We start from the raw sequence: 18,587 nt of genomic DNA on the forward strand, positions 1-18,587 counted from the left end.
TCTTAGCCTTACTTGGTCACGGACCTTGGTCTGTCCTCTTTAGCCACGCCCCAGGTAGTACTGGGCGTGTTGCCCATGTCAAATACCAGTTCGCCCCCCTGCATCAGGTCTTTGTGCAAGATGTACGATTTGGTGTACGGCTTGCCGTTGAGGGTGACTTTCTGGATGTATTTGTTTTCAGGAGTGTTGTTGGGCGCCTTGATCACCAGTTTTTTGCCATCGGCCAGGTTCAGGGTGGCTTCCTTCACGGCAGGGCTCCCGAACACGTACGCGCCGTTGGCCGGATTCACCGGGTAAAAACCAAGCGACGAGAAAACATACCAGGCCGACATCTGACCCACGTCCTCGTTCCCGATAATGCCATCGGGTTTATCGGTGTAGAAGTGGCTGAGGATGAACCGCACCTTATCCGCGGTTTTCCAGGGCTGGCCTACGTAGCTGTAGAGATAGGTGATGTGGTGACTAGGCTCGTTGCCGTGGGCGTATTGGCCAATCAACCCCGAGATGTCATTGGAGGCTTCCTCCCCCATATCGCCCTGGGCCACAAACAGTGAATCCAACTTCTGGCTGAACGCCTTCTCCCCTCCCTGTAAGTTGATTAAGCCTTCTACATCCTGGGGCACGAGCCAGGTGTACTGCCAGGAGTTTCCCTCGCAGAAATCATCGTTGCGGTGGCGTGATACAAACGGGCTGAAGGGTGCGCGCCACTCCTGGTCAGAGATCCGGCCACGCATGAAACGGGTCTGTTTGTCAAAGTAGTTTTCATAGTTTCGGCCGCGTTTGCTGAAGTAGGCGTAGTCTTGGGTGGCGCCTCGCTGCTTGGCCACCTGGGCCAGGCACCAGTCGTCAATGGCGTACTCCAGCCCCATGGCCACAGATTCTACCGTGGTGTTGGCGGGGATGTAGCCTTTCGCTTTCACATGGTCCAGGCCTTTGTCGTCTCGCATGGCCGTGGCTTTCATGGCCTCGTACGCCAGGTCTTTGTCAAACCCATTGAAGCCTTTGAGAAGGGCATCGGCGACCACCGGCACGGCGCTGTAGCCCACCATGGTGTTGGTCTCGTTGCCCATCAGGTGCCATACCGGTAATTTGCCTTGTTGCTTGTACACGGCCAGCATGGAGTTGATCATGTCACTTACGCGCTCTTTCTGCAGAATGGTAAACAGCGGATGCGCCGCCCGGTAGGTATCCCACAACGAGAAGGTGGTGAGGTTGGTGAAAGGCGCGTTCTTGTACACCTTTTTATCCGTGCCCAGGTAATCTCCGTTATGGTCGTTGAAAATGGAAGGCGCGATCAACGTGTGGTACAGCGCGGTGTAGAACGTCTTCAGCTGTTTGGGGTCATCGGTCTGGATGCGCACTTTCTGCAGTTCCTTGTTCCAGGCGGCATCGGCATCGGCTACCACTTTGTCAAAGTTCCAGTGCGGAATCTCTGCCCTGATATTCGCCACGGCGTTCTGGGTGCTCACCGGTGAAATGCCTACCTTCAGTTTCACCTTCTCGCCGTTGGACGTGGCAAAGCTGACCACTCCTTTGATCCTGGTTCCTTTAGCCGCCGGGGCGGTGTTCCCCAGGGAATCCAGCAGCTGATAGCTCTTGAAGTTTTGGATGGGTTTTGAGAAAACGGCCGCGAAATAGATGCGCTGGTCGGTTGCCCAGCCTTTGGAGTAACGGTAACCGGTCAGCGTGCTGTCATTCAACTGCTCAATGAACGTCTCTGTGGGCTGGTCCCAACCAATGCCCGACTGCAGATCCACCACGATGTGCGCTTCTTTGGAGGCCGGGAACGTGTATTGATGGAAACCCACCCGCTCTGAGGCTGTCAGTTCCGCCTGTATGCTATAACGTTTTAGCTTCACCGCATAATAGCCGGGCTTCACGCGCTCATCCTGGTGCGAGTACAGCGACATAAATCCTTTCTCGGGGTCCTTCAGGGTTCCTTCCATCACTTTCACCGGACCGGTGGTGGGCATCACCGCAATGTCTCCCAGATCCCCGATGCCGGTGCCGCTCAAATGCGTATGCGCAAAACCCACAATGGTGGAGTCTGAATAATGGTAGCCAGAGCACCAGTCCCAGCCTTCGGTGATGTTGGTGGGGCCTAGTTGCACCGCGCCGAAGGGAACGTTGGCTCCCATAAAGACGTGGCCGTGGAAACTGGTCCCGATGTAGGGATCAACATACTGGGTAAGGCTGTCGGTGACGGTTGCCCTGGTTTCCTCTTGCACACTTTTACAGGCGGCAAAAATGCTCAAACCCAAGGCCAGCGCAGCAAAGGGTTTGATAAGGGGGATTGTTCTTTTCTCTTTCATATTTGGCCATTATAATGGAAGTTCAGTTGCAATGGGAGGGAAATCTCAACACAGTTTCAGCAGGATTCTGGATTTTCACCCCCTAAACGCCAGGCTAGTGTTTGAGCCAGCTGTCTGGGATGTCACGTGGTTCGCTGCCGTCTTTGCTGTACTTGAGTTTGAGGGTATAGCCGCCTCCGCCTTCTACAAAGTCCAGCGCCAAGGGCTGTACTCCTTTCGCAAGTGCTACTTGCCCGCTTTTCTCAATGGCTGAATGGAGCCCGTCGTTATCTACGACCATCCGGTCGGCTATGCGCAGTACCCCACCGTCGTCGCAGGTGAGATAGAACGTGTAAATGCCGGTTTCCGGAACCTCCAGGTACCCGCGAAACTGTACCCCGAATTGACCCGCGTTGGCTTGTTTGGGAACCTGCAGGGTGGTCACCGTATACGTGCCGGTGGCGGTGGCTTCGTTCATTTTACCCGCCGTGGGGAAGTAACCTACAAAATAACGGCTTTGCAACCCGCTTTTCAAACCTTTGGCCTGTACCGGCGCTGCATGGTTCTGTTTCTTGTAGTTGACGGTGTAGGTGTCTCCCTTCAGTCCTTCGGGGGTGAAGGCCGCCAGCTTAATGGTGGAGGAATTGGTAATTTGCAGGGGTTTGCCCAGCACCTGGGAAGCGCCCGTGGGCAGACTGCCATCTGTGGTGTAGCGGATGGTGAGGTTATCCAGTGGCTTCTGCACGTTCAAGGTAGCCTGGTCCACAAACACGCCTTCCTCGGCAAAGCCCGTCAAGTCCGGCACCCGGTAATGCACATCCAGCAGGGCCAGCCTGGGGTAGTGCTCCTTCAGTCTTTTCTGGTAACCCATAAAATCTTTGCTCTGGGCCCAGGTCGCTTCTGCCAAAGCAGTCATGCGGGGCATAACCAGGTACTCGGCCCGATCTTCCGAAGGAACATACTCCGTCCAGAGGTTGGCCTGCGCCCCCAAAATCTGTTTTGCTTCTCCGGCATTGAGCCCGGCCGGAACAATGTTGAAATGGTAGACATTGAAAAGCGAGTTCTTGTCTGGCTGGTAATCATAGTACAGGGTATTCACCGGCGTCATGATTACCTGGTTCCCGTTTCTGACGGCTTTCAGCGGTGCGTCTGGCACCCAGCTGCGCCAGTACATGACCGTGGCCGATGGGTTTACGCCACCTTCCAGCATTTCATCCCAGCCAATGAGTTTTTTGCCTTTGGTCTGCAGAAACTTCTCTATCCGGTGCACAAAGTAGCTTTGCAGTTCATGCACGTCTTTAAGCCCTTCTTTTTGCATGAGGTCTTTACATACCGCAGCCTGCGCCCAGGTTGTTTTCTCCACTTCGTCTGCCCCAATGTGGATATATTGGCTAGGGAATAGGGCTGCGATCTCGCTCAAGACATTCTCTGCAAACGTATAGGTGCTCTCATTGCAGGGGCAAAGGGGCGTGGAGAAGTCTTTGCCCCAGCCGGCGTCACCGGTGCAGCTAAGAAAAGGATAGGCCTTGATGGCTGCCATCATGTGGCCCGGCATGTCTACCTCCGGAATGATCTCAATGTGTTTGGCCGCGGCATAGCGAATGATTTCCTTCATCTCGGCCTGCGTATAGAAGCCGCCGTACAGGGTCTTTCCCTCCTTCTGCACCAGGTGTTTTTTCTCCAGGGCAAAGTCAGGGTTGTCTTTGGATTTCTCTATGCAGACAGAGTCATGTTTGTTGAAGGTGCGCCAGGCACCTTCCGATGTCAACTTAGGGTACTTCTTGATTTCAATGCGCCAGCCTTGGTCATCGGTGAGGTGGAGGTGCAGTTTGTTGAATTTATAGAGCGCCAGCAGGTTGATATACTTTTTGAGGAAGTCTGTAGAGAAGAAGTGCCTTGACACATCTAGGTGCATGCCGCGCCAGGAGTACGCCGGTTGATCCTGGATCTGCACCGCGGGTAACGTAAGCCGCCCTGATGCCTGCTTTTTCTCAATGGCCGCAGGCAGTAACTGGCGCAGCGTCTGTATGGCGCGGAACATGCCTGCGGGCTCTTTGGCCGCAAGCGTTACCTGTTGGGGTGTAATGGTCAAGCTGTAGCCTTCAGGCGCGGTGATTGCCTTGTCATATTGCAGCTGAATGCTGTTGGCTTTTGCTTCCTTCGCTCTACCCAAAGGTTTGCCCAGTCCGTTTTGCAAAATTTCCTGCAACTGTGCCGCCTCCTGTTCAAACATCCCAGAGACTTTGGGCAAAACCAGCTTTGTTTGCCCTGTAATGGTGAAACTCCCCTCTTGTGCTACCAGGGAAGTAGGATAAGGGATAAGGGCATACCTGGAGTCTGACGCGGGCGCCTGCGCGTGGGAGAGATAGCGACAGCTAACCAGCAGGAGGAAGAAACAGAGAAAGCCTTTCATGTGAACATTTATGCGTTTTCTAGGAAGAATATCCCTGTTGATTAACCCGGGATCAAACATAGCACAGGCGTTGAAAGCAACCCATAAGGGAGAAAAGTACCATCAGCTTAGAGGCCTTCTATTAATGCTCTAAGATACCACCAGATACAGGAATAACAAGCTTATCTAAACCCTTATGACCTAGCGGCAAGGAGCGGCGTTTTACTTTCAAAAGTATCTATACCATCACAAACGCAATCGCCTTTTTTACCTAACATTTCTTTATTTCATCCCGAAAACGCATTCTATCAATGCTCGTTAGCACGCAGCAGTGATGCGAGGGAAAACCAAAGAATAGCTACAAATTATGTAACTTCCCGCCTGCCATCACAGAGGGTTGAAATGAGAGGCACGTGCATGTTACTTGTTCAGCTCCTTCCCAATCACCGCTCATGAGGCAGAACCTATAGTCCGTAAATTCACACAGAAGGAGAACCATGAAAAAGATACTTATTCCCCTGCTTGCGGCCCAGGCTTTCTTGTTTGGCGCACCGCAGGTCTCGGCGCAGAAGGCCAAGGATTTCACCCCAGAGTGGAGCAAAGGCGTGGTGTGGTACCAGATCTTCCCCGATCGGTTCCATAACGGCGACCCCAGCAATGACCCCAAGGTAACCGACCAAAGCGGCGCCTACCCTTTCAACGATTCCTCGGCATTCCAGATCCATCCCTGGACGAGCGATTGGTACCAACTGCAGCCCTATGAGCAGAAAAACGGCAAGGACATTTACTACAACCTCCAGCGCCGCCGCTACGGAGGCGACATACAGGGTGTGATAGACAAATTGGACTACCTGCAGTCTTTGGGCGTGAATGCCTTGTACATGAACCCCTTGTTCTGGGCCCCGTCTTCGCACAAGTACGATGCGCTGGCTTACCACCACATTGACCCTACTTTCGGGCCGGACCCTGAGGGCGACAAAAAGCTCATGGAGAAGGAAAACCCGTTGGACCCAAATTCCTGGGCCTGGACCTCTGCCGACAAACTCGCCCTGAAACTCATTGAGGAGGTACACAAGCGCAAGATGTACATCATCTTTGACGGCGTGTTCAACCACATAGGCATCAATAGCTTCGCGTTTAAGGATGTAGAGAAAAACCAGCAAGCCTCGCCTTACAAAGACTGGTTCATGGTGGAAAGTTGGCGCGATCCGGCCAAAAACACACCCTTCAAGTACAAAGGCTGGTTTGGCGTAAGGACCCTGCCGGAGTTCAAGGAAGACAGCACTGGTATCGTGGCAGGACCCAAGGAATACATCTTCAACGCCACCAGACGCTGGATGAACCCTATGGGCAAGGGCGTAGCCAAAGGCATTGACGGCTGGCGCCTGGATGTGGCCTATGACGTAGGGCACCCTTTCTGGAAAGACTGGCGCAAACTAGTCCGCAGCCTCAACCCCAACGCGTACATGACCGCCGAGCTGGTGTTTTCCATTGAACAGACCCGGCCTTACCTCAGCGGCGATGAGTTTGACGCCACCATGAACTACAACTTCGCCTTCATCATGCATGATTTCTTTGTGCAGGAGAAAACCGCCTCCACGGTGACCCAGTTTGACACCCGCCTGAAGGAACTGCGGGAGGCCTTCGGCGAGGGGGTGGCCCAGAACATGCAGAACCTCATGGACAGCCACGATGCCACTCGCCTGGGCAGCGCGGTCGCGAACCCAGACGGCCTCAAGTTCGGGGATTGGGGGAAATACTTTAACTGGAGCCAGAAAAGCAACAACAAGAATTACAACGCCCGCAAACCCACGGCTCCGCAATTGCAGAAACAGAAGCTGATTGCCGCCTTCCAACTGCTGTACCAGGGCGCACCCATGATCTATTACGGCGACGAGGTAGGCATGTGGGGCAGCAATGACCCAGACTGCCGCAAGCCTATGGTGTGGAAAGACCGGAAATACGAGCCCGAGACCTTCAACCCAGACCAAACCAAACACAGCCCCGATGAGGTAGCCTTCAACCAGGACCTGTTCAATTGGTACAAGAAGTTCATCGGGTTACGGAACCAGTACAAGTCCATCAAAACGGGCAACTACTCTACCCTGGCGGTAGACGATGCGCAGAAACTGTACGCCTTCAGCCGCAAACTGGGCAACGAGGAAGTGGTTGTGGTGGTGAACCGCGGTGACAAACCCGCCTCTTTCACCCATGCCGCCCTGCAGAAGGGTGGTTTTAAGGACGTTTTCACCAAAATGGCTGCAAAACAGGTGAAGGTGCCCGCCATGGATCTGGTGGTCTTGAGCAACAAATAAGCCCGTAGACCTAGACCTATCTAATAGCGGGCTGAGGCTATACTTCAAAGCAAAACAGGTACCCCACGGCAGAAATGGGGTACCTGTTTTGCTTTTTTTTATAAAAACACTTTTAAAACAGAACGGCAAGATTCCATCACAAGGTTCTCCTGGGACTTGCCGTGCAGCCGCCAGAATTCAATAAACCACTAGTGACATCAACCGGGTTAAACCTGACCAGTTTGATACTACTTTCCTTTATCGTAGTATTGCGATGAATTAGTCAGGCAACACCATGGGGATTACCAAAACTCAGCATTTTACCGGCGAACAGAACAGGTTGGCGGCTTTGGCCAAGGCCCTGGGGCACCCGGCCCGGATAGCCATTCTCCAGCATCTGCTTAAACAACAGGCCTGTATCTGCGGAGATCTGGTAAGCGAACTTCCGTTGGCACAGGCCACCGTGTCGCAGCACCTGAAAGAACTGAAAGCCGTGGGACTGATCAAAGGCACGGTGGAAGGCACCAGCGTGTGCTACTGCATAGACAAGCAGAACTGGGAAGAAGCCCGCGACATGTTCCTGCAGCTATTCTCCAGCCCGGTAACCTGCCAGGAAAACTGCTGCTGAAAGATTTCTCTCCCCTCAACTTTACCTTACCATAAGATGAGAATCGCCCTTTTCTCCGATATCCACGCCAATCTTCCAGCTTTGGAGGCGGTATTGGCTCACCTGGACACCCAAAATCTGGACGCCGTTTACTGCCTGGGAGACCTGGTGGGGTACGCGCCCTGGCCCAATGAGGTAGTGGCGGAAATCAGGAAAAGAAGGATTCCCACCATCGCGGGGAATTATGATGAAGGCGTGGGCCTGGGGAGCCCCAACTGCGGCTGCGCCTATAAAACCGATGCCGAAAAAGACCTTGGTCAGCAGTCCATCGACTACACAAACGGGGTAATCACGCCGGAGAACCGCCAGTACTTGCGCATGCTGCCGCGCCACCTCCGCCTCACCTTCCTGGACGAGTCTAAGGAGGAGAACAGAATAGAGGCCCTGTTGGTACACGGCAGCCCCCGCAAGATCAACGAGTACCTGTTTGAAGACCGCCCTGAGCAGAGCCTCCTGAAGATGATGCAGGAAGCCTCCGCCGATCTCCTGTTTTTCGGGCACACGCACAAACCCTACCACCGCGTCCTGCCTTACGAGCACGAGGGTCAGACCAGGTATCGGCACGCCATCAACACTGGGTCGGTGGGCAAACCGAAGGACGGGGACCCCAGGGCGGGCTACGTGATCCTGGAACTCACCCCAGACAGCAACCTCCGCCAGCCGGATAGCATCAAGGTAGAATTCGTTAGGGTGTCATATGAGGTGGAAAAAGCCGCGGAAGCCATAGAAGCCAGCCCGCTGCCTAACAAATTCGCCCAAATGCTACGGACTGCCTGAGACAGACACCTGGTTTAATCTTCTTTTTGGGCCTGGAGCTGCTTTTCTGTTTTGGGGCTATTTTGAGGAAAACAGCCCTGAAACGAACGCCTGGGTTCAACCAAAAGCCCACGCCGATACTATCATTTATAAAATACACACCCGAATGAGCCAATGCACTGTAGATAAAAGGAAAAGGCTTTCCACCCTAGACCGCTTTCTTACCCTCTGGATTTTTGTGGCCATGGGCGCAGGCGTGCTCCTGGGTTACCTGTACCCCGGTACCGAGGAGGTCATCAACACCTTTCAGGTGGGTACCGTGAACGTGCCCATCGCGGCGGGGCTGATTCTGATGATGTACCCGCCTCTGGCGAAAGTGCGCTATGAGCAGTTGGGCCGGGTGTTTGACAACGTGAAGGTCATCACCCTGTCTTTGGTGCTGAACTGGATCATCGGGCCAGTGCTCATGTTCCTGCTGGCCATCCTTTTCCTGCGGGATTACCCCGAGTACATGATCGGGATTATCTTGATTGGGCTGGCTCGTTGCATTGCCATGGTGCTGGTCTGGAACGAACTGGCCGAGGGTGACCGCGAGTACGCGGCCGGGTTGGTGGCCTTCAACAGCATTTTCCAGGTTCTGTTCTACAGTGTATTCGCCTTCGTTTTCATTACGGTGCTGCCTACCTGGTTCGGGCTGGAGGGCAAGGTGGTCAACATCAGCATAGCCGATATCGCGCAGAGCGTCTTCACGTATCTGGGCATTCCGTTCCTGTTGGGTTTCCTATCCAGGTTGCTCCTGCGCCGCCTCAAAGGCGATGCCTGGTACACGCAGAAGTTCATCCCGGCCATCAGCCCCATCACGTTGGTAGCCCTGCTGTTCACCATTGTGGTGATGTTCAGCCTGAAAGGCAACCTGATTGTGACCATTCCGCTGGATGTGCTGCGTATTGCCGTGCCGCTGGTGATCTACTTTGCCGTGATGTTTCTGGTGAGCATTTACATGGGCAAGGCCTTGGGGGCCAATTACGCCCAGAACGCCTCGGTGGCGTTCACCGCCACGGGCAACAACTTTGAGCTGGCCATTGCCGTGGCCATTGGCGTGTTCGGGCTTAACTCGGGGCAGGCTTTCGCCGGAGTGGTGGGTCCACTTATAGAGGTCCCGGCGCTCATTGCGCTGGTGAACGTGGCTTACTGGTTCAGGCGAAAATATTACGGAACTGAGCCGCTGCTTTCGTCCGAGGCTGAAAAAGGCAGGGTTTAGGAAAAACAGCCCCTAAACGCAGGCTGGCTTCTTCCGGACTCAAAAGCTAGCCTGCTCTTGTATTTAATTTTGGTTACGAGTTCCATAGGCTGAAAACTCATAGAACCCTTCTTTACCCACCCCTACCCCTCCGAGGAGGGGAATGCCAAAGTTTGCAGGAATCCAGAGTTAGATTTACCTAGACACTTTAGTGGATAATCCCCTCCTCGGAGGGGTAGGGGTGGGTTGACAATCAACCTCCTTTCCAAATCATACCTAACTAGACCAAGCATCTCACCGGGAGGCTTTAGCATGATGCTCTTATTTCCAGCTACGTCTACCAGAAGGTTCCTTCCCCTATTTTTTCGTCCTGAATATTTCTGAATTAGAGAAAATTACAGGAAATTAAGGTCTTCTTGCGGCCTGCCTTCTTTTTGGCTGCCCCCTTTTCTTCGGCTTGCTCCTGTTCGGCTCTAAAACGAGCACAGACGGACAGCCACCGCTTAGCGTACTTCAGCCCGGCATTTTCAATTTCTTTTCTTGGGATGGCCGGATCTGGAGAAAGTGTATCAGGTTCATTTGTGATAAGGGATGAGAGAGAAGTGCAAAATCTGTTTGGTTTTAGGCTGGGTAATGCTGTTTTGCACGGCGGTTGCCTCGGCCCAGATGAGCGAGCGTGCCAGTTTCCCGTTTGTCCAGAATTACTCAAAACTGCTGTACCAGGCCGGGAACCAGAACTGGTCTATTGCCGAGGGAAAAAACCGGGTCATGTACTTCGGCAACTCAGACGGCCTCATGGCCTATGATGGGCAGTACTGGCAACTCTACCGCATGCCCGAGAAGATCATTGTGCGGGCCGTAGCCGCCGACCAGGAAAAAGACCGCATCTACGCCGGTGGTTTCGGGGAGTTCGGGTACTGGAGCCACAATGACCAGGGCAAGTTCACCTATCATTCCCTCACCAAGCTGGTTCCCCGCGGAAGCGCGCTCAAAGATGAGATCTGGAAAATCTACGTAGAGAAAGACCGGGTGCTTTTCCAGTCCTTCTCCGCGATCTACATCTATGAGAAAGGCAAGATGGAGGTAGTGAAAGGCCCTAGCACCCTGCTCTTCCTGCTCAAGGCCCATGACCGGTATTTTGTGCAGGTAATTACCAAAGGCTTGTATGAGCTGAAGGGTAACAGGCTGGAGTTCATCAAGGGCAGCGAAAACTTGGGAGAAGCCGGGGTATTATCGGTGTTGCCTTTCCAGAAGGATTCTTTTCTGGTGGGCAGCGCTAAAAGCGGCCTTTTCCTGTACAACGGTTCTTCCATTTCGCCCTGGGGCTCTCAAGCGGCCAATACTTTCCTTAAAACAAACCAACTGAACAACGGGGCGGTACTGCAGCATGGGCAATTCGCCTATGGCACCATCCTCAACGGCATCATCATTCTGGACCGGCAGGGCAACATCACCCACCGCATAAACAAAGCCAGCGGCCTGCAGAACAACACCGTCCTCAGCCTCTTCACCGATAAAGAGCAGAACCTCTGGACCGGCCTGGACAACGGCGTGGACCGCATTGAAGTCAACTCCCCGCTGTACTTCTACTTTGACAAAACCGGCACCTTTGGCACGGTGTACTCCAGCATTGTGCATGACGGCAAGATCTACCTGGGCACCAATCAAGGCATCTTTTACAGCAACTGGGCCGCCAACAACGCGCAGTCATTCCAATCCCTGGACTTCAAGATTATTGAAGGCTCCCAGGGCCAGGTTTGGGAACTCATTCTGGTAGACGGGCAACTCCTCTGCGGCCACAACGAAGGCACCTTCAGGGTACAGGGTAACACCATCCAGAAGTTGTCTGATTTTAAAGGCGGCTGGACCATTAAGCGGCTGGCCTCTCACCCTCATCTGCTGGTGCAGGGCACCTACACGGGGCTGGTCATCTACAAAAAGGACCCGACGGGCAACTGGGTTTTCTCGCACCAGGTAACGGGCTTCGGGGAGCCGTCCAGGTACGTGGAGCAGGACAACTCGGGGCACTTCTGGGTGAGCCACGCCTACAAAGGCCTGTACCGTCTGGCCCTGAGCAGTGATTTGAGAACCGTGAAGAGCTCCAAATACTATGAGAAAGGGAATGGTCTGCCCAAGAACAACCAGATCAACGTGTTCAGGCTGGGCAGCCGCGTGGTGTTTTCCTCTAACGTGGGCTTCCAGGTCTATGACGAGATCAGCGACCGGTTCTCTGGCTACTCCGAACTGAACAAAATGCTGGGCCCCTTTGCCGGTTCTAACCGCATCATCAAAGCCGCCGGAAACAAGTATTGGTTCATTAACCACGGCAAGGTGGCGTTGGTGAACCTGGCCAGCCCCGGGGCGCTGGAAATCAGTTCCAGTCCGTTCAGTATGCTTAGTGGGCGCATGGTGCAGCAGAATGAGAACATCAGCCGGATAAGCAATTCCATTTACCTCATCAGCATTGACGATGGCTTTGTGGTGTACAACACCGAGGTATCGCCGCAGCGGAACAAAACGCTGCCGCCGGTTTTGGTCAGAAGAGCCCAGTACGCCGCCGACGGGTCCGTTCTTCTTACAGAGCGGGGCAGCCAGGACCTGAGCATCCCTTTCAGCCGGAACAACATCAGCGTGGCCTTTTCCCTGCCCTATTACAGCCAGGCCCGGCCGCAGTTCAAATATTTCCTGGAAGGATTCTCTGAGAGATGGTCAGACTGGGGCAGCGCCACGCAGAAGGAATTCATCAACCTGGAGCAAGGCGATTACCGGCTGCTGGTAAAAGCCCGCATTGACAACGAAGCCGAGTCACCGGTCACGGAGTTTGCCTTCACGGTGGCGCCGCCCTGGTACGCCACTTATTGGGCGGGCATCGTCTATCTAATCTTAGGTGGTATTTTGCTTTTGCTGTGCCGGCACCTGTACCTGCTGAAGCTGCAGAAAGACAAAGAACGCATCAGGCTGAAGCTGGAGAAAGAGAAAGAAGAGTTCCTGCGGCAAGAGGCTATCAATAATGAACAGAAGCTGATCAAACTCAGGAACGAGCAACTGCAGTCAGAGCTGGCGGCCAAAAGCCGGGAACTGGCTAATTCTGCGCTGAACATCGTCTCTAAGAATGAGCTGCTGCTCAACATCAAAGAGGAGATTCTGCAACTGAAGGACCAGGGCGGCAAAAAGCTGGGCGATGACCAACTGAAGAAGATACAGAAGGTGATCAAGGATGGCATGACCGAGGACTATGACTGGAACCTGTTTGAGTCCAGCTTCAACGAGGCGCACGAGAACTACTTCAAGAAACTCAAATGCCGCCACCTGGACCTCACCCCCAATGACCTGAAACTGTGTGCTTACCTGCGCATGAACATGAACAGCAAAGAGATCGCCTCCCTGCTGAACATCACCCTGAGAGGCGTGGAGATCAGGCGCTACCGCCTCCGCCGCAAACTGAACCTGGACCATGAGAGGAACCTGGTGGAGTTTCTCATGGATGTATAGGTCCTTTCCACCATCTGAGCACAGCGCAGCAATACGGAAATTACTCGCCACGTAGATGCGCCTCTGGCTCTGACCGAAATCAATTGTTACTTCAAACACCTTTCATGAACGTGGTGTTTAGGGCCTGTTTTCTAAAAATCAGCCTCTATACACCACGTTCATAGTTTTCCATTGACCTGCAGAGGTGCAGAGAAAGGCTTCGGTTTTGCCAAGCATTTCGTGAAATGCCACCTGTCCCCTCTTCCTACTTGACCCTTTCCAAATCTCAGGTCAAAACCAAAAGGATCAGAACCCGCCAGCTTTTTTGGATTAATTTTTCAATAACAGCCCTGAAACAGAATCCTCCCCTTCTGCCTCTCTACAAAAACATTCCTTTTCCGGGGGTTGCTCATCTCGGCTCCTTCCAACGGCTTGCCTCTACAACCTTGTTTTTCACCTCTCATCTCTCCTTAAAGCCGCTTGTTTCTATCCTTAGGAACCCGGAGCTTATCTATTATCGCGGAGCGCTTCAAGCACGAAATTCTCACAATCATGGGGAGGCTAACGCCTTTCTAAAGGTTTTACAGCCTCAACTCCGGGCCCAATTGAACTGGGAAAGGCGCATTTTACTACATCATTACCTCTCATGGGCAGTACACACCCACCAAAAGCTTATGATTTTTATAACTGAATAGGTATAAAAATGCCTATTCCTTAGCATTAAACTGCATTTAAACGGGCATATTGAAAATTTCGTAAATGATGTAGTATTGTTGAGGCGGATTTTTAGCCTTTGGTGAATAATGTCAGGACTTTTAGGTCAGTTCAGCAGTGTGTACTCTTATACCAAACTACCTATGAAACAACCCCTACTCCTATTCCTCTTTTACCTGTTAACCTTCCATCTTGCCCACGCACAAGGCAACATCACTGTAACCGGCCGGATTACCGATGCCGGGAACAGTGATCCCCTGATTGGCGCAAGTATACAGGTAAGGGGCACCACTCTGGGTGCCCAGACCGACGCCGATGGTAATTTCACCATCACCAACGTACCCTCAGATGCCACCCTGGTGGTGAGCTATATTGGCTATGTAGACCAGACCGTGGCCGTGGGCGGCAGAACCTCCATCAACATCCAACTACAGTCCTCGGCCAATGAGTTGGAGCAGGTAGTGGTAGTAGGGTATGGGGTGCAGCAGAAACGAGACGTGACAGGCTCCATCTCCTCCGTGAAAGCCCAGGAATTTGAACGGCAGTCGTCCCAGAACCCGGTAAGTTCTATCCAGGGAAGGGTGGCTGGTGTGCAGGTGACCAACTCCGGCGCGCCGGGCGCTTCCCCCCAGGTAAGGATCAGGGGTGTGGGCTCGGCCCAGGGTGGAGTCGAGCCGCTGTATGTGGTGGACGGAACCTTCGTGTCTGATCTTAGCTTCCTCAACCCCGCGGATATCGAGTCTATGGAAATCCTGAAAGACGCCTCCAGCGCCTCTATTTATGGTATCAGGGCGGCCAACGGTGTAGTGATCGTTACCACGAAACGTGGCAAGGAAGGCGTAACCAGAATCAATTACAACGGGTTTGTGGGCGTGCAACGCGTAACTAATAAACTGGAAATGACAGATGCCCAGGAATACGCCCAGCTTTACAATGAGAAAAATGCTCCTGCTACCATAGGTACCAATTTTCCCACTACTGATTGGTATGATGAAATCCTGCAGACGGCGAATATCCAAAACCACCAGGTCTCAGCCTCCGGCGGAACAGAAAAGGCTACGTACAGCGTAAGCGCCGGTTACCTGAACCAGGAAGGCGTGGTAAAAGGACATGAATATGAAAGGCTTACCGCCCGCCTGCAATCTGATGTTAAGCTTTCTTCCCGATTAAAAGTAGGCTACAGCGGTATCTTCTACGGGTATAAGTCCAAAGACATTCCCGGGGGTATCTTTTACCAGGCCTATGTGGCTCCGCCGGTATTACCCGTCAGAAAAGCGAATGGCAACTACGGAGACCCAGTTGATTACCCCATCGGGAATTTTAGTAACCCGCAGGCCTCCCTGGACTGGTATAACCAAAGATCCAACGGCCAGCGCGTAACGGGTAATGCCTTCGGTGAGTGGAACTTCCTTAACATATTCACTTTCAGAACCAGTTTAGGGCTTGACTACAACATCAATGAGTACCGGAATTTCACGTCAGAAGATTCGTTAACCACTATCCAAAAGGCACAGGTTAGTTCGCTTACCAGAAGCAGAAGCAAAGCGAACAGCTGGCTCTGGGAGAATACACTTACTTTCCAAAAGACGTTCGGAGACCATGAACTTACTGCCTTGGCCGGAACATCCTCGCAGGAAGCTTTCAACGAGACCTTGGGCGGTTCCGTGAATGGGGTGACCTATGAAACCGAAGCCAACCTGTACCTGAGCAACGGGGATCCTACTACCCTCAGAGCTTTCAATAGCGCCGGAAGAGAGAAGTTCTTGTCTTACTTTGGGCGGGTCAACTACTCCTTCATGGGCAAATACCTGCTCACGGCTACCTTGCGGTACGATGGTTCCTCTAAATTCCCAGAAAGCGACCGCTATGACTATTTCCCTTCTGTTGGATTGGGCTGGGTAGTCACCGAAGAAGCCTTCCTGAAAAATCAGGAAGTCCTGAGTTTCCTGAAACTAAGGGCCAGTTGGGGAAAACTGGGCAACAACAACGTACCCTCCAACATTACCACGGTTACGGTGAACAATGCCCCCCAATACACCACTTTCTTCAACGGCATTGCCTACCCAGGAAGGAACGTGACCACTTTTGCGCCGCCTACCCTGCTGTGGGAAGTTGTAAAAGAGACCGATTTAGGGGCTGAGTTCGGGTTCCTGAACAACCGGCTTAACATTGAGGTAGACTGGTACGACAAGAAAACGGAGAAAGCCGTGTTCACGGTGCCCCTCATTGGTACCTCCGGGTCATCCAGCAGTTCCATCATCGGGAACTATGCTTCGTTCCAAAACAGGGGCATTGAACTGGCGGTACGCTGGAACGCCACCGTGGGAACTGATTTCTCCTACAACGTGGGGGCCAACTTCTCAAAGAATGAAAACGAGGTTACGGGCCTTGCTACCGGTGCCACTTCCTTAGCTGCCGGGAGTTTAGGCCTTGGCGGATATCTTGCCACCATTTCCAGGGTGGGTCTCCCCATTGGTTCTTTCTACGGGTACATCATGGACGGCATCTTCCAGACCACAGATGAGATAGCCGCCTCTGCCCAGACGGGCGCCAAACCAGGTGATTTCAGGTACCGCGACTTGAACAATGACAAAGTGATTGATTCCAGAGACCAAGCAGTTTTAGGCAATCCAAATCCTGGCATTACTTACGGCATCACCACCGGCTTTGCGTATAAGAACATTGACCTACAACTAGATATCCAGGGCGTAGCCGATAGAGACATCTATAACGGTAACCGCAACACCCGTTTCGGAAACGAGAACTACGACCAGGATTTCTACGACAACCGTTGGACGGGGCCCGGATCTTCCAACACCTACCCATCAGCCAACCTGACGGGTAACAACCTGGATCCAAACAGCTTCTATGTGGAGAGCGGAGACTATGTGCGCATCAGGAACCTGCAACTAGGGTATACCTTCCCTGCCCCTATGGTCACTAGATGGAAAATGCAAGGACTGAGAATCTTCCTGAATGCCCAGAACCCGATTACCCTCTTTGACTATAATGGCTTCTCCCCAGAAGTAGGTGGCCCCACCCCTATTGACTTTGGTATTGACAAAAATGTCTACCCGCTTTCTGCCACCTATAACCTGGGTGTAAATGTCACTTTCTAATCAGATGAACACCATGGAAAACAAATCACCTAAAATAAAACGCTTGACCTGGCTTCTGGCCGGAACCTTAACCCTGGGAGTGTCCTTTTCCTGCGATGATTCTTTTCTGGAGGTTCCGCCAGAAGGACAGGCGGTGAATACCCAGTTCTTCCAGACACAGGCCCATGCCCTGGAAGCGGTAAACTCCATCTACGGTAACCTAAAGGAATGGAACAACATTGCCTTTGCCTTTCTGGCGGTAAGCACCGTCACTTCAGATGACGCGGAGAAAGGCAGCGATCCCGGTGATGCCGAGTTCATGAACCTGTATGACCAATTCACCGTGACTTCCACCGAAGGTCAATTGAATGGCTACTGGACCGGACAATACCAAGGGATAAACCTTGCCAACCGCGTCCTGGATAACGTGCCCGGCATCACCATGGACGAAAACCTGAAAACCCGTCTCCTGGCCGAGGCCAAGTTCCTGCGGGCTTACCATTACTTTAACCTGGTAAGAACGTTTGGCGGTGTGCCCATTATGAGCCGGGTGCCCGTAGATCCAGAAGAATTGAACCCAGCCCGCAACACCAGGGAAGAAGTGTATGCCTTCATAGAGAAAGACCTGACCGATGCCGCGGCAGTTTTACCTACTGCATACGGTTCTGCAGACATTGGCCGGGCCACCAAAGGAGCCGCGCTGGGTATGCTAGCGAAGGTGAATTTGTACCAGGCCCAATGGGCCGATGTGCTCTCCCTCACCGAACAGGTGATGGGCCTGGGCTACAGCCTTACACCTGATTACAACCAGATTTTCAGATTACAAGGCGAAAACAACAGCGAATCCATCTTTGAGATCCAGGCTCAGACCCTGCCCGGAAACTGCGATGCCTCCAATAGCCAATGGGCGGAGGTGCAGGGTGTCCGTGGCCAGTTCGGATGGGGCTTCTTTGTACCTTCCGAAAGCCTGGAAGCTGCGTTTGAGCCTGGCGACGAGCGCAAAGAAGCCACTATTCTGTACCGGGGCGAAACCACGCCAGAAGGGGATGTCATCATTTCCACGGCTCCTAGTGCCCGCTATAACCAGAAAGCGTATGTACCTTCCAGTGTAACCCAGGTGTGCGGCTACGGAAAAGACCAAAATATTCGCATCCTGCGCTACGCCGAGATATTACTCATGCATGCCGAAGCCGCGAATGAGTTAGGGCAAACCAGTAAGGCAGAATCTTCTTTGAACATGGTTAGGGAGAGAGCCAGCCTGGCGCCGCTTTCCTTTACCACCAAAGAAGACTTCCGGATGAAAATCTGGCAGGAGCGCCGGGTAGAACTGGCGCTAGAGAACGGTGAGCGCTTCTATGACCTGGTGCGTCAGGGAAGAGCCGCTGATGTGTTGCGGGCACACGGCAAAAACTTCACCGCCGGCAAAAACGAAGTCTTGCCAATTCCTCAGAACCAGATCACCCTTAGCGGTGGTACCCTGGCGCAGAACCCAGGCTACTAATTTGAATTAGGATCAGGTAAAAGGCCGGGGATTTGAGGCCCCGGCCCTTCCTTTAAACTGTATCCTCTTGTGTGAACGCCTCCTGCGTTTCGGGCCCATTTTCAGGAAAACACCCTGAAAGCAGCCTCGCTATACCCTACTACCACAGGCTAATTCAACAGGA

General features: G+C 53.0%; 9 protein-coding genes. 7 read left to right on the forward strand and 2 right to left on the reverse strand.

Annotated elements, in window-relative coordinates; translation table 11 throughout:
- Positions 1-8 precede the first annotated feature (8 nt).
- Positions 9-2,312: a GH92 family glycosyl hydrolase gene (locus tag FOA19_RS03685; RefSeq protein ID WP_149089429.1), complete on the reverse strand. Its 2,304-nt coding sequence runs from the start codon at positions 2,310-2,312 to the stop codon at positions 9-11.
- Positions 2,313-2,406: 94 nt separating this feature from the next.
- Positions 2,407-4,704, reverse strand: coding sequence for a family 20 glycosylhydrolase (locus FOA19_RS03690; protein ID WP_149089430.1), 2,298 nt, complete (start codon positions 4,702-4,704; stop codon positions 2,407-2,409).
- Positions 4,705-5,180: 476 nt separating this feature from the next.
- Here FOA19_RS03690 and FOA19_RS03695 point away from each other — a divergent pair, with 476 nt between their 5' ends.
- The 7 genes from FOA19_RS03695 to FOA19_RS03725 all read left to right on the forward strand — a co-directional run bounded on the left by FOA19_RS03695 (position 5,181) and on the right by FOA19_RS03725 (position 18,424).
- Positions 5,181-6,998, forward strand: a complete 1,818-nt coding sequence (locus tag FOA19_RS03695; RefSeq protein ID WP_149089431.1) for a glycoside hydrolase family 13 protein — start codon at positions 5,181-5,183, stop codon at positions 6,996-6,998.
- A 274-nt stretch (positions 6,999-7,272) separates the two neighbouring features.
- Positions 7,273-7,605, forward strand: coding sequence for an ArsR/SmtB family transcription factor (locus FOA19_RS03700; protein ID WP_149089432.1), 333 nt, complete (start codon positions 7,273-7,275; stop codon positions 7,603-7,605).
- Between the two features lie 36 nt (positions 7,606-7,641).
- Complete coding sequence (locus FOA19_RS03705; RefSeq protein ID WP_149089433.1) at positions 7,642-8,421, forward strand: metallophosphoesterase family protein; 780 nt, start codon at positions 7,642-7,644, stop codon at positions 8,419-8,421.
- A 145-nt stretch (positions 8,422-8,566) separates the two neighbouring features.
- Entirely contained in the window at positions 8,567-9,661 is a 1,095-nt protein-coding gene (arsB, locus tag FOA19_RS03710; protein WP_149089434.1) for an ACR3 family arsenite efflux transporter, read from the forward strand.
- Positions 9,662-10,273: 612 nt separating this feature from the next.
- The gene (locus tag FOA19_RS03715) at positions 10,274-13,132 is read left to right on the forward strand and encodes a triple tyrosine motif-containing protein (RefSeq protein WP_223808718.1); all 2,859 of its coding nucleotides are present in this window, start codon (positions 10,274-10,276) and stop codon (positions 13,130-13,132) included.
- Positions 13,133-13,968: 836 nt separating this feature from the next.
- Positions 13,969-16,944 carry a SusC/RagA family TonB-linked outer membrane protein gene (locus tag FOA19_RS03720; protein WP_149089436.1) on the forward strand — a complete coding sequence of 992 codons (2,976 nt, stop codon included), beginning with the start codon at positions 13,969-13,971 and terminating at the stop codon, positions 16,942-16,944.
- Positions 16,931-18,424, forward strand: coding sequence for a RagB/SusD family nutrient uptake outer membrane protein (locus tag FOA19_RS03725; protein WP_149089437.1), 1,494 nt, complete (start codon positions 16,931-16,933; stop codon positions 18,422-18,424). The genes FOA19_RS03720 and FOA19_RS03725 overlap by 14 nt, the downstream gene beginning before the upstream one ends.
- Positions 18,425-18,587: the final 163 nt, after the last annotated feature.

It is taken from the genome of Rufibacter hautae (assembly GCF_008271695.1).
GTDB classification, from domain to species: domain Bacteria; phylum Bacteroidota; class Bacteroidia; order Cytophagales; family Hymenobacteraceae; genus Nibribacter; species Nibribacter hautae.